This window comes from Caproiciproducens sp. NJN-50 (genome assembly GCF_004103755.1).
In the GTDB taxonomy this organism is placed as follows: Bacteria; Bacillota; Clostridia; order Oscillospirales; family Acutalibacteraceae; genus Caproicibacter.
The window spans coordinates 755,518-768,085 of the sequence record NZ_CP035283.1 but is presented as its reverse complement, the minus strand read 5'-3'; the positions used below and the strand labels follow the sequence as shown (position 1 = coordinate 768,085).

The window sequence follows — 12,568 nt, the reverse complement described above, 5'->3', positions numbered from 1 at the left end:
CTATTTTTACAATGCGCAAAAACTCCGATCATTTGCCGCTTGCTTTATTCCCGTGTTTTATTATAGAATAATTTATAAATCCACGCTTCTAATCAACAGCGAATTGCCAAATGCAGAAAAGGATGACTGATGATGGCTTTTGACAGAACAAACGGCGGCAAACCCTGGACGAAAGAATCCTGGGACCGGTATCTTCATCAAAAATTCAACACGGAAGAAAACTACCCCCTTCTCTCCGATATCAACCTGACCCGCCTCGGCGACGGCATGGCAGAGGGCGAGATTCTCCTCTCCAATAAGAACCGGAACCTGCACGGGTTCTGCCATGGCGGAGCGCTCAGCACTCTCGTCGATGTGATTTCGGCGTTCTCCTGCTTCAGCCGCGGGCTCGACGTGACCACGGCAACCATGAATCTTCAGTTTTTCCGGCCGGCCGGCGGCGACAGGCTCATTTGCACCGCAACGCCTGAAAAGGTTGGAAAAACTCTGTGCAACGTGCGGGCGGTCATCCGGGACGAGTCCGACACGGTCGTCACTGTGGCCAGCGTTCTGCTGTATGTTCTGGACCGGATCGAAATCACCCCGGCTTGAAATGAGGCGTCATCGCGCCGGGTCCGGAAGGTTAAGAGAGAGTACTGCACAATCATGCAGTGCTCTTCTTCTATATATAGTATACGGCATCATCTTCCTCAAGTTCCGGATAACCGGAAGCAAATCGATCTACCGCAGAAATGATAGTTTTTCCCTATGCTTGCTTCGATATAAATAGCACAAAACGATACATTATTTTCACCATGATCATTGTGTATTTTGTACATCTTATTGTATAATGATAACAGTTTAAAATGCCCAGAGAGGAGCGGCGGAAATAGATGACAGACAAGGGAAAGGTCAACGGCCGTCAGAAAGAACTCTACTACAAAAAGGGGTACTGGACCGCGCGGACGCTGCTGGACTGTTGGAACGACGCCGTTGTTAGATTCGGGGATCGTGAATACATTGCAGACGACCGCGGGTTTCGGTACACATACCGAGCGTTGGATGAGAAAAGCGGCAGACTGGCGGCATACCTTCTCTCCGCCGGCATCTGCCCCGGGGATGCCGTTTCCTTCCAGATTCCCGTTTGGAGCGAATTCGTCATCATCACGGTCGCCTGCCTGAAGATCGGCGCAATTGCAAACCCTCTGTCCCCTTCGTTTCAGGCGGAAGAGCTATCTGAGATCTTTGACCGCGTTGGAACCAGGGCATACTTCTGCCCCACGGCCTATAAAGGCGTGGATTACACGGTACTTGCGCGGCAGATGTACTCCCGGCATCCGGGCATCCGCGCCGTGATCCAGGTGGAGGAAACTCAGGGGACGGCCGCTGCCGGTTACCCAACCCTTCGAAAAATTGTCGATGTTCCCCAGAACATGGACACGCTGCGCGGCGCCGGTCCCGTTGGAAGCGAATCGGTCGCTGCGGTGATCTGCACGTCCGGTACGGCCGGCGCCAAAAAATGCGCCATGCTGACCCACAATAACCTGATCTTCTGCGAACAGGGGTTCAACCGGGCGGTCGGGGTCACTCCGGAGGATATTATGTTTATGCCGGCTCCATTGTACCACGCCACCGGTTTTGCGCACGGCGTGCTGGCAACCATGCTTGCGGGCGCAGGGCTTGTGCTCGAAAAGAAGTTTTCCGCCGATGATGCCGTCGGGCTGATCAACCGCGAGCGCTGTACCTATTCCATGGGAACCACCACGTTCGTATACGATATCCTCAAGTATCTCCAGTCAACCAGGAAGCAAATGCCGACTCTTCGGCTATTTATGTGCGGAGGCGCCCCCGTGCCGTCCTATCTTGTCAGGGAAGCATCTGAATATGGGATCCGCCTGTGTGAATGCTACGGCTCCACGGAGAGTATTCCACACACATTGATCCGGCCGGCCGAATGGTCCGCAGAGATCAAGCCCTCCGCCGGCCGACCGATCGACGGAATTGAAGTCCGCATCATCGGCCGGGACGGAAGGGACGCCGCGGACGGCACCGAAGGGGAGGAATGGTCCCGCGGTCCCAACGTTTTTGTCGGCTACATGAACGATCCCGCCGCCACAGAAAAGGTTCTGGACGACGAGGGTTGGTTTCACAGCGGAGACATCTGCACGCGCGATCCGGAAGGGAATATCCGGGTCGTGGGCAGAATGAAAGACGTCATCATCCGCGGAGGAGTGAACCTGAACGCAAATTCCCTAAACGAAAACGTGCTCCGCTGTCCGGCCGTCCGGGACTCCGCCGTGATCGGTATGCCGGACCCCCGGCTCGGAGAAAGGATCTGCGCATTTGTGGTGCCATCCGATCCGGCCAAGCCGGTCACACTGCAAATGCTGACGGATTTCCTGCGCAAATCCAACGTCTCCAAGTATGCCTGGCCAGAACGGGTAGAAAATATAGACGCGATTCCAATGACGGAATCGGGAAAGATAAAAAAGTATCTGCTCGCGCAGGAACTGGCCCGCCGAACGGGGCGGGATTCCCACGGGCAGATGCAGGCAAGGAGTTCAAACGATGCCGGATAAGAGATTTGGGCCGAGGCGTGCTCGGGAAACCAGAAAGCCGGAACCGATCTGCGGCGATCCGCAGTTTTTTCTCTGCGAGTCATGCGGCAGCGTCTTTCAACTGATCGGAACCGCGGACGCGGAGGTGCGGTGCTGTTCCGCGCCGATGAAAAAACTGCAGCCGGTCCCATTGGAAGCCGGCTGCGGTCTGATGATCGATTATGAGATTGTCGGCGGGTTCAATGAAAATGCCGTCAAAGTGACCTGGTACTCCAGCACGGACGCGCTCGCGCCCGAATGGATCTGCCTGAAGACTTTTACCGGCGGGCAGCTGAAATACATCCCGCCGTCCAAGCATTCCATTGTGTTCGCCCTTGCCGACACCGACGCCTATTGCTACTGCGACGAGGACCCCTGTCTGGAATGCACGTTTCGCTGCAAGCGCGGCTTCGCTCTCTTCGCCTGGAACAGAGAACTCGGGCTGTTGCAGGTTCCCATGGATAAGATGAAAGCGCCGGCTCCCCAGGGCAGCAGAAAGTCGCCGTAACCTCAGCCGTTCTCAAGCCTGTATTCCTCCGACACCAGCGTATCAAGGTGGGACAGCACAAAGTCCATAAAGCGCTCCGTCGGCCGGTTGATAAAGTGCTTTGAATTATACGCCATGCAGACTTTCCGGAACCCCCTTGGAACATCGGAGAAATGGATCCTCACCAGATTCGGATACTGGCTGAGCCAGACGGTGTTGGCAACGATGCCAACGATCGGATTCATTTGCACGCTGGCTCCTATGGAGCCTTCCTCCATAAAAGGCTGTTCCGCCTTCAGGCCGTTTTCAGCCAGGAGTGTGCCCACATCCCTGCCGATCTGAATATCCGGGCGATAAGTGATCAGATTATAGCCCGCCAGATCCCTGAGCGTGATCGTTTCGCATTTTGCCAGCGGATGCTGTTGATTCACCAGCGCCAGGATCTCCTGCTCCAGAATCGGAGTAAACCGCAGATCGGGATCTTCCACCTTCGAGCAGAAAGCGATATCGTAGATTTCCGACTTCAGGCCTTCAATCGCCACCGCGGTGGGGGTTTCAAAAACGTGGAAAACCGTCTTTTCGCTCACAGACTCGCGATAGGAATACATCGCGCGCGCCATGAATCCAACCAGCAGCGTGGCGATACAGCCGATTTCAATCGTCCCTCCGATATCCTTAACCTGTTCCTGGATTACATTGACGCCCTTGTCAAGTTCGTTGAGCGACGCTGAAACGTATTGATAAAACTCCTGTCCGTATTGGGTCAGCCTGATATTGCGCCCGTTCTTCAAAAACAGCCGGACGCCAAGCTCCGATTCCAGGGAAGAGATTGCCTCGCTCAGGCTGGGCTGCGTGATATAGAGTTCCTTTGCAGCCTTTGTATAGTGCTGAACCTCTGCAAGCTTCTTAAAATAATACAGTTGAGACAAATTCATAAAAGTCCCTCTTCCCGTCACCACGCTAAACACCCGAAAAATAGAAATAATCTCTACATGATAAAAATCATCTCTATTTATTATAACAAATAGAGGTGATTTTTACAATGAGCCGATCTTAACTTAGATAATATTTGGATAGGGGCATTGGTCAGTTGTCGAAGAATTTTTTCTGAATTTCCTCGACGGGCATAGCTTTTCCGGTGAAGATCCGGTACGCCGCTTCACCCTGGCGGACAAGCATGCCGATCCCGCCGATTCCAAGACAGCCGGCGGCTTTTGCTTCCCGGATCAGCCGGGTCTCACGCGGATTGTATACCGTATCCGCAACTGTAAGGCTTTTGTGGAATACGCCGGCATCCGGGATCGGCGTGGACTGTTCCTGCGGGGCCATGCCGACGCGGGTAGCGTTTGTCAGGATCTGGCTGCTTGCGATCTCCGCGCTCAGTTTATCCTTATCCGCCAGATCAAGGACGCGGACGGTGCAGCCGGGAACTTCGCGGTTGACCAGCTCCGCGTGCTTCTCCAGATTTCCCATGAAAGAATCCCTGATGTTGAAGACGGAGATTTCCTTTGCGCCGGAGAGCGCGCACTGGACCAGGATTGCCATGCCGACCCCGCCGCCGCCGATCAGCGTGATTTTCTTTTCCGCGACATCGACGCCGTGCGCCTTCAGATTGTTCACATAACCGATCCCATCGGTATTGTGTGCGATCCATTTTCCATCTTCGCATACCATGCAGTTGGTTGCGCCGATCAGCTGAACGGCTTTGGTGCACTCGTCCGCATATTTCAACGCGGCGCTCTTGCACGGCATCGTGACGTTGATTCCTTTGAAATGAAGGGCCTTGACCGCGCTCATTCCGGCGTCCAGCGTATTGAGGTCGATATCGAACGCGAGATAAACGCAGTTTAACCCGTCTTTCTCAAAACAATAATTATACATGGCCGGCGAACCCGAGTGTCCCACCGGCGAGCCGAGCAGCCCGAATGGCACTGTATGGCCGTCAATCCAGTCTCCCATGATGGAAAATCTCCTTTATGCGTAATTTTTTATATTCCCGCATTTGCCCTGACGCTGGTAAAATAGACGCAAAGCCGCAGACTATCCCACCAGCACCCAGGATAAAAGACGAAACGGGCTCCTCCGTAAAAGCGATACTCTAGCTCTCAGGAAATGAACCCCCGTCATCGGGGCCCTTACAGGCTGTTGTGCAGGAGGTGCAGGGCTCCGTAAAGATCCTCTGCGCCGATCTGACCTGGCGCCGAGGCTGTTTTGGTTGCGCCGAAAGTCAGCGCGGAGCCAAAAAGTTCCCCTGACAGGCGTGAAATCACACCAGGGCCGGACATGGACATCGTGATAATTGGCCTGTCGGCATATTTCTCCGACATAACGGCGGTGGCCTCAAGCAGTTCCAGAACGTCCAGTTTGGATTTGGGCATAACCGCTATCTTTGGGATATCGGCCCCCAGATCCTGCATTTTTCTTAACCGGTAGAGGATTTCATCTTTCGGCGGAGTTTTTTCAAAATCATGGCTGGAAGCCACGACTTTCACGCCTGAGCGGTGAGCGCTTTCGACAAGTTTTTTCATCACTTCATCGCCCTTGAACAACTCGACGTCGATCAGATCTACAACTCCGCTCGCCGCTGCTTCCTGATTGATCCTGACATAGGACTCCGGGTCGACCGGCCGGTTTCCGCCTTCCTCTGCGGTACGGAATGTAAACAGAAGGGGAAGCTCTTGAACAACAGGAGCAAGCTCTCGCAGTACTTCTTTGATCTTTTCGATATCGTCGGCGTCTTCAAACCAGTCCACGCGCCATTCGACAAGGTCCGCATGGTACTGCTTGAGACCTTTGATTTCCTCGACAATATCCTTTTTGGTCCTTGCGACGATCGGGATACAGATTTTCGGGATTCCATCACCGAGAACAACGTTTTTTACAGTAACTGTTTTCATATGGCTTACTCATCCTTTCACCATTTTGGCTAGGATTGACAGCAATCAGCCGCAGCTTAATAATGGATATTGAGGACTTCTTTTATATAATCGATCGGCATTTCTTTCCCGGTCCAAAGCTTGAACGCGGCGGCACCCTGATATAACATCATTCCCAGGCCGTTCATTGTTTTGCATCCGACCTCTTTCGCCATTTTCAAAAGCGCGGTTTCTGTCGGAGCGTAAACAACATCGGTAACGATCAGGTCAGGGCGCAGGAAAGACTGATCCGGGATATAAGTCCGGCCTTCCAGCGGCTTCATACCTACGCCTGTCGCATTGGCAAACAGGGGGCTCGACGCAATTTCGGCTTTTAGATCGTCAAGGTCCTCCAGCCTGTGCAGTGTTGCCTTACATTTCGTTTTCTCATTGATTGTTTGAACATTATGCTCGGCTCTCGGCCAGAATTTATCGTTTGCATTGAAAATGGACATCTCAGACACGCCGTCGAGCGCAGCCTGCACCTCGACCGCAGTTGCCGCGCCGCCGGCTCCGACAATCGTCATCTTCTTTCCTATGATATCGATGCCGGCGTCTTTGAGCGCGGTCATATAACCGATACCGTCTGTGATTGTTCCCGTCAATACGCCATTGTCGTTGATGACGGTATTAACCGCTCCGCACATTTCGGCGGCAGGAGTCAGTTTGTCGAGATATTTGGAAATAACCGTCTTGTTTGGCATCGATACGTTAAAGCCGCGTACTTTCATCGCGCGAAGGCCCTTCACAGTATCCTCCAGAGTATCGTTGTCCACCTCAAACGCCAGGTAGGCATAATCTAGACCTAATTTTGCAAATGCTTCGTTGTGCATTTTCGGAGAACTGGAATGGCGGATCGGATAAGCGATCAGACCAATCAGTTCCGTATGTCCGGTAATTCTTTCTGCCATGATATATCTTCTCCTCTCTTTAATAAAACAGATTTTGAAGTATTTAAGCTATGTCTTGTTTTTGCTGAGAACAACTTACAGATTCCGGCCTTTTTGCGGCAAAAGTCGAGGAAAATCTTTCTTAGCACGTTCTGTAATGACGGCATAAAATCCCAGGGAAGCTTCCCCTGAGATTTTATGCCTTTCGTTGGAATTCTTCAAATTTTAACGAGAAACGTCAATTTCCGACCAGACCCAAACCGCTATCGCGAAAAGAAAGCTGATCGAAATTAATCGTCTCCGCCGGCTTTTGACATGACGCTGACGCCGAACCACTTCTTATAGTTAACACTCAGATAGATCATGAAGAAGAGTCCGACAACAGCCATGCCGAGATTGAGCAGTAAGCAGGATACCGTAGCAGAGGCCTCGGAGCTTGAACCAATCAGCCAAGATTGAATATAGGGAATAGCGTAGGATGCAGCTCCCATAAATGTGTAGTAAATACCGAGGTTTCTGCCCTTGTTGCCGGGATGGAATTCCTGCATGAGGGAAACGCCGCACTGCAGGGCGCCGCCGGCAGCAAACAGGCCGATCATGAAGGTGGCAAGGTAAACCATGGCGGGAACGCGGACGATACAGACCAGGCCATAACCCAGCACAGAACCGGCAAGATCAATCAGCAAAACTTTCAAAGTGCGCCAACGTAATTTTGCCATAAAGAAGCCCCAGACAATGACAGCAATCAGTGAACCGGCGGTATAGACACTGGTCAGCCCGGCGGCGCTCATGTCGCTCATTCCGACAACAACCTTGCCGAACGCCTTGATGTATTGCTGTGCAGAGTACATGGTAGCCATAGCGATAAATCCATAAACAGCGCAGCCGACAACGACGAATTTGGGCGGGGTGGATTTGAAGCGGGCAGCGGCCTTCTTGGCATCCGCATCGAGAACGTGCTTCTTTTCGGCAAGCTCCTTTTCATAAGCAGCTTTGGCTGCCGGATCCGTTTTGCGACGTTTCATTTCCTCATCATAAGAGAACGGGGTAATAATTGCGATAAGGAAAGTAAGAACAGACAAAATAAGTGGAATAATGATTCCCATCTTCCAATTACCGGCCTGCGTCAGGGAAACGACCAGAAGCGGGTACATCAGGCCCGACACGGAGATAAACCCTTTGATCAGGATCAGCGCGGTGCCGGGGGCCTTTACCCAGCTTTCCTGCACGGCGGGATAGCTGGCTCCGTCAAAGCAGGAAGTTGCGGCACCCAAACCGAAGGCACAGACGTTAGCAACCACAACGTTGGAAGTAACCAGCAGGCCTAAGAAACTGAGCACATAGGCCAGGGCGCCGACAAATACCATCGGTTTGCGGCCGATCCTGTCTGAAATTTCACCGCAAACCCATACGGATACGAACTTGCCGAGACCGGTGAAAGCGATGGCTGCGCTGACTGCCGCCGCACCGGCATCGGCGTTTGTGAATCCCCATTGAGTATAAAATGAAACCTTGTTTTGACTAAGAACCAAAGCCTGGATGCCTTGGGTAAAGTAAGCCAAATAAACGGTAGCTAAAACCCACAAGTACTTTTTTGCTTTCACGTTCTCATACTCCTCTTCAAAATTAAAAATCGTCGGTAATTCCAGCGGTTATTTCAGCGCCTTCTTGCCTTGAACGGCGCCTTCGGTCAGGTATTCCCTGATTTCGCTTTCGCTGTACCCGATTCCTTTCATCACTTCCACGGTATCGGTCCCCTGCGCGGAAGAAACTTTGTAGCTCGGTTCGGCGTAAGAGCCGAATTTAACCGGGTTGGTCGCAATGCAGCGCTCGCCGGACGGGCAGTCCAGCTTCGTCATAACCCCGTTCGCCCAGACCTGCTCATCTTCGTACATATCGAGAGGCTCGTAGCATGCTTCGCAGGGAACGTCATTCTCCTTAAAGATTTTCAGGATCTCGGCGCGGTTAAACTGACCGATCGCCTCATCAAAAATCTTTACGACCTCTGCGTTCTTATGTAAAGCATTCATGTGGTCGCAATTCGAATAATCCGGATGGCCGACAAGATCCCCGCGGCCGATGAGCTTCATAACCTTGTTGTAGTCCCGGTCGTACTCGGGGGCGCACATCGCGATCAGCTTGTCATCTTTGGTGCGGTAGACATTGTTTGTGGGGCAAATGACCTCAAAACGGCTTTTGGGGTATTTGTTGCCATACTGGGCGGAAACGACGGCGGTGCTCAGCATGAAGACGGCCGCGTGATGCAGGCTGACCGTAACCTTTTCGCCCCGGCCGGTGCGGGTCCGGTTGAACAGCGCCGCACTGATGCCGGAGGCAACGCACATGGAAACCTGAAAATCGCCGTAGCCGTTGGTGGGAATCATGGGGGCGTCGCCCTTGTTCACAGTTGTTCCGAAAACGCCGCCGCGGGCCATATAGCAGGTCACGTCGAATCCGGCGGAATCCTTTTCAGGACCCTTCTCACCGTAACCGAGGCACTGCGCCCAAACGAGTTTCGGATATTTTGCGCTCAGCGTCTCATAGTCCAGACCCAGCTTGGCCAGAGACTTGCTTCGGATATTTGTGATGAACACATCGGCGTCCGCAAGGAGCCTGTGCATGACTTCAAGGCCCTTTTCGGTCTTAAGATTCAGGGTGATGAAGCGCTTGTTCATATTGGACATGTCAAAGCCGAGGTTCTCATCGTCCTCATACGGCATTCCGAACACCGCGCCCTGCGTGCGTCCGGGGTCGCCCTTGGGCGACTCCACCTTGACCACGTCCGCTCCCCACTCGCCAAGCACGCGGGCAGTGGTCGGCGCAGCCAGAAACGTCGTCAGATCAACAACCCTGACTCCTTCCAAAGGCTTCAATGGAATCACTTTCTTTCTTTGTTGTTTGCCCAGATGCGGGACGCCGCCCAGGGCGGCGTCCCCGAAGCTCAGACGGTCCGGTATCCGTTGTCCTTGTAGGAAATAACGCCGCCGTTCTTCTCCAGGCCGCGGAATGCAGTCAGGCGCTGGACCGTGCGCGGGCCTTCCTCCAGCCACATGGCGCGGCAGTCGCGGTACAGGCGCTCGGTGGGGCCGTACTCGCAGTCCTCGAAGTAGCCGATGCCGCCGAAGATTTCCAGCATGGCGTCGGAAACCATCTTCACGGTGTTGATGCTGTGCAGTTTGCACATTGCGGCCTTCATTTCAATGTCGCGGCCGGCCTCGTAGTCCTCGGCGAAATCATAAATCATCAGGCGGAGGGCATGAATTTCGGTTCCCATGTCGGCAATGGTCTGCTGGATCGCCTGGCGCTTGATCAGGGGCTTGCCGAACGTGACGCGGTCTTTTGCGCGTTTGATCGTCATTTCCAGCATTCTCTGCGCCATGCCAAGGTTGCTGACGGCGATATGCGCGCGGGAAACAGCGAGCGAGTGCATCGCAATCTCAAGGCCCATACCCTCTTTGCCCAGCAGAAATTTCTTGTGGACGCGCATGTTGGTGAAGCGCAGCCCGGCATGGCCGGCGCCGCGGCAGCCCATCATATGGGGCATCGGGACGATCTCGTAGCCGGGGGTATGAACATCCACAAAGAACGCGGACAGACGGCTGTCTTTGTCGGAGGTGGGGTCCGTACTCACAATGAGATAGGTAAAATCGGAGCAGTCCGTATGGGAAATCAGGGTCTTTTCCCCGTTAATGACGTAGTAGTCGCCGTCTTTGATCGCGGTGGTATGAACGTCGGCGCCGGTTCCGCCGGTTTTTTCCGTCAGGGCGAAGTTGGAGTAAACGGTCTTATCCTGAAATTTGTCCATATACTGGGCTTTCAGTTCATCGCTGCCAAAGTCGTCCAGAATGCGCCAGTCGAGGTCGGCCGCATGATGAAGATGCATGCGCATGCCGCCGGGGCCGCGGGAAAACTCTTCCTGTACCATCAGGATCTGCTTCTCGGTCAGGCCGAACCCGCCGTATTTTTCGGGCAGTGCAAAACGGTACAGATCATTTTTGATTGCAAGATCGTAAAATTCCTGAGGGAACTTGTTCGTGACCTCGATTTCTTTCTGCATCTCGTCGAACGGGCCCTCGGCCAATTCACGAATCTGCTTTAGGTACGCCTGAAATTGCTCATCGCTCAATTTGCTCATTTTTTACCTCCTAAAATGAATGTGAAAATTTTAACCCAAAGGTGTGTGCGTATGGACTGCGCTCACCGCAACCCATGCTTTGATCAAAAAAGCAGGCATACAGTGTTGTTAAAATGCTGATTCTGTAAGCTGTAGCACCTGATTTTTTGTTTATTGTAGCATCAATTCTTCTAAAATACTAATCGGAAAATCCTGCGCTTTAGTAGGAACCTATAGGACTTATCTATCGCTACCCGTTTTCAATTGTTGAAACCAATGAAACGTGTTATATTATAAACAAAGTCCAGCAGGTCCAAAAAAAACCGGTTTTACTGCGCCCGCTTTGTACGAATTGTCTATTTCCCATCGCTTTAGTTTTTTTAGGAAAGGATGTTATCAAAATGGCTCTGCTTTATACTGATGAGCAAACTGAACTGATTGAAATGGTCCGCGACCTGGCGGAAAAGGCGGTCAAACCTCATGTCGCGGAATGTGACGAAAAGGGCGAATGCCCCGTCGAACTGTTTCAGCCCGCTCTCGATATGGGTCTGCATATGGCGGAAATCCCAGAGGAGTACGGCGGAATGGGCCTCGACTTTGAAACGACCGCAATGCTTTTCGAGGAGCTGGCCAAAGTCGACGCCGGTTATGCCGACACTCTTGTAACGAATTTCGTAGCGTTCCGAAACGTTATGCTCTATGGAACCAAAGAGCAAGCGCAGTATTTCGCCGATGTGCTTTCCTCTGGAAAGTTCGCCTGCTTCGCCATCACGGAGCCCGGCGCCGGTTCGGACGCGGGCGCCCTGCGCGCAACCGCGGCCAAAGAGGGAAACGACTACATCCTGAACGGCACCAAGACCTTTGCCACCAACGGCGCCTGCGCTTCCCTGTATGTCAGCTTTTTCCGGACGGAAGAGGGCATTACGGCTTTCCTGATCGACCGTGACACTCCGGGTTTTTCCGTCGGCGCCCACGAGAAAAAGATGGGGTTCCGCCTTTCCAACACCACCGAACTGATCTTCGACAACGTCCGCGTTCCCGCAACGAACATTGTCGGTGAAAAAGGCAAAGGCCTTAAAGTCGCCCTCGGCGCCCTGAACATCTCGCGCGCTTTCGTCGCTACGCTGGCCGTGGGCATCATGCAACGCGCTCTGGACGAATCCGTGGCCTACGCCAAGGAGCGCAAACAGTTCGGGCAGCCTATCATCAAATTCCAAATGGTGCAGTCCATGCTGGCGGATATGGCCATCAAGACCGAAGCCTCCCGTGTCCTGGTCAACAATACCATGCGTCTGCTGGACAAGGACGAACACCGCGACCTGCGCATGGAAGGTTCCATTACCAAGACATTTGTAACCGACGCGGCGCAGGAGGTTACCTCCAATGCGGTTCAGATTTTTGGGGGCTACGGCTACAGCCGCGAATATCCGGTGGAAAAACTGATGCGCGACGCCAAGATCTTCCAGATCTTCGAGGGCACCAATCAGATCCAGCGGATGACCATCGCCAAAATCCTTGAAAAGAAGTAATCAGGCCTATCAGCACACCATCCCGTACTATTTCCAGGTTTCATGATTTTTAAAATT

11 protein-coding genes are annotated in these 12,568 nt (G+C 53.0%); 4 read left to right on the top strand and 7 right to left on the bottom strand.

Annotation, left to right across the window (positions count from 1 at the left end):
• Positions 1–129 precede the first annotated feature (129 nt).
• From EQM14_RS03730 to EQM14_RS03720, 3 genes are all read left to right on the top strand, one after another.
• Positions 130–591, top strand: coding sequence for a PaaI family thioesterase (locus EQM14_RS03730; protein WP_128741691.1), 462 nt, complete (start codon positions 130–132; stop codon positions 589–591).
• Positions 592–872: 281 nt separating this feature from the next.
• The gene (locus EQM14_RS03725; protein ID WP_128741690.1) at positions 873–2,558 is read left to right on the top strand and encodes an AMP-binding protein; all 1,686 of its coding nucleotides are present in this window, start codon (positions 873–875) and stop codon (positions 2,556–2,558) included.
• Positions 2,548–3,084, top strand: a complete 537-nt coding sequence (locus EQM14_RS03720; protein ID WP_128741689.1) for a hypothetical protein — start codon at positions 2,548–2,550, stop codon at positions 3,082–3,084. Before EQM14_RS03725 ends, EQM14_RS03720 begins: the two co-directional genes overlap by 11 nt.
• Positions 3,085–3,086: 2 nt before the next feature.
• Here EQM14_RS03720 and EQM14_RS03715 read toward each other — a convergent pair whose 3' ends face one another.
• The 7 genes from EQM14_RS03715 to EQM14_RS03685 form a co-directional block, all read right to left on the bottom strand.
• The gene (locus EQM14_RS03715; protein WP_128741688.1) at positions 3,087–3,998 is read right to left on the bottom strand and encodes a LysR family transcriptional regulator; all 912 of its coding nucleotides are present in this window, start codon (positions 3,996–3,998) and stop codon (positions 3,087–3,089) included.
• Positions 3,999–4,149: 151 nt separating this feature from the next.
• Entirely contained in the window at positions 4,150–5,022 is an 873-nt protein-coding gene (locus tag EQM14_RS03710; RefSeq protein ID WP_128741687.1) for a shikimate dehydrogenase, read from the bottom strand.
• Between the two features lie 176 nt (positions 5,023–5,198).
• Entirely contained in the window at positions 5,199–5,960 is a 762-nt protein-coding gene (aroD, locus tag EQM14_RS03705; RefSeq protein ID WP_128741686.1) for a type I 3-dehydroquinate dehydratase, read from the bottom strand.
• A 56-nt stretch (positions 5,961–6,016) separates the two neighbouring features.
• Positions 6,017–6,889 (bottom strand): shikimate dehydrogenase, encoded by an 873-nt coding sequence (locus EQM14_RS03700; protein ID WP_128741685.1) that lies wholly within the window; start codon positions 6,887–6,889, stop codon positions 6,017–6,019.
• A 269-nt stretch (positions 6,890–7,158) separates the two neighbouring features.
• Positions 7,159–8,472 (bottom strand): MFS transporter, encoded by a 1,314-nt coding sequence (locus tag EQM14_RS03695; RefSeq protein WP_128741684.1) that lies wholly within the window; start codon positions 8,470–8,472, stop codon positions 7,159–7,161.
• A 48-nt stretch (positions 8,473–8,520) separates the two neighbouring features.
• On the bottom strand, positions 8,521–9,741 hold the full coding sequence (locus tag EQM14_RS03690; RefSeq protein ID WP_128741683.1) for a CaiB/BaiF CoA transferase family protein: 1,221 nt from the start codon (positions 9,739–9,741) through the stop codon (positions 8,521–8,523).
• Between the two features lie 68 nt (positions 9,742–9,809).
• The gene (locus EQM14_RS03685; protein WP_128741682.1) at positions 9,810–11,003 is read right to left on the bottom strand and encodes an acyl-CoA dehydrogenase family protein; all 1,194 of its coding nucleotides are present in this window, start codon (positions 11,001–11,003) and stop codon (positions 9,810–9,812) included.
• A 380-nt stretch (positions 11,004–11,383) separates the two neighbouring features.
• Here EQM14_RS03685 and EQM14_RS03680 point away from each other — a divergent pair, with 380 nt between their 5' ends.
• The gene (locus EQM14_RS03680) at positions 11,384–12,511 is read left to right on the top strand and encodes an acyl-CoA dehydrogenase family protein (RefSeq protein ID WP_128741681.1); all 1,128 of its coding nucleotides are present in this window, start codon (positions 11,384–11,386) and stop codon (positions 12,509–12,511) included.
• Positions 12,512–12,568: the final 57 nt, after the last annotated feature.

Coding starts and splice junctions, on each gene's coding strand:
- EQM14_RS03730 (WP_128741691.1), top strand. CDS start 130: ATGATGGCTTTTGACAGAACAAACGGCGGCAAACCCTGGACGAAAGAA.
- EQM14_RS03725 (WP_128741690.1), top strand. CDS start 873: ATGACAGACAAGGGAAAGGTCAACGGCCGTCAGAAAGAACTCTACTAC.
- EQM14_RS03720 (WP_128741689.1), top strand. CDS start 2,548: ATGCCGGATAAGAGATTTGGGCCGAGGCGTGCTCGGGAAACCAGAAAG.
- EQM14_RS03715 (WP_128741688.1), bottom strand. CDS start 3,998: ATGAATTTGTCTCAACTGTATTATTTTAAGAAGCTTGCAGAGGTTCAG.
- EQM14_RS03710 (WP_128741687.1), bottom strand. CDS start 5,022: ATGGGAGACTGGATTGACGGCCATACAGTGCCATTCGGGCTGCTCGGC.
- aroD (WP_128741686.1), bottom strand. CDS start 5,960: ATGAAAACAGTTACTGTAAAAAACGTTGTTCTCGGTGATGGAATCCCG.
- EQM14_RS03700 (WP_128741685.1), bottom strand. CDS start 6,889: ATGGCAGAAAGAATTACCGGACATACGGAACTGATTGGTCTGATCGCT.
- EQM14_RS03685 (WP_128741682.1), bottom strand. CDS start 11,003: ATGAGCAAATTGAGCGATGAGCAATTTCAGGCGTACCTAAAGCAGATT.
- EQM14_RS03680 (WP_128741681.1), top strand. CDS start 11,384: ATGGCTCTGCTTTATACTGATGAGCAAACTGAACTGATTGAAATGGTC.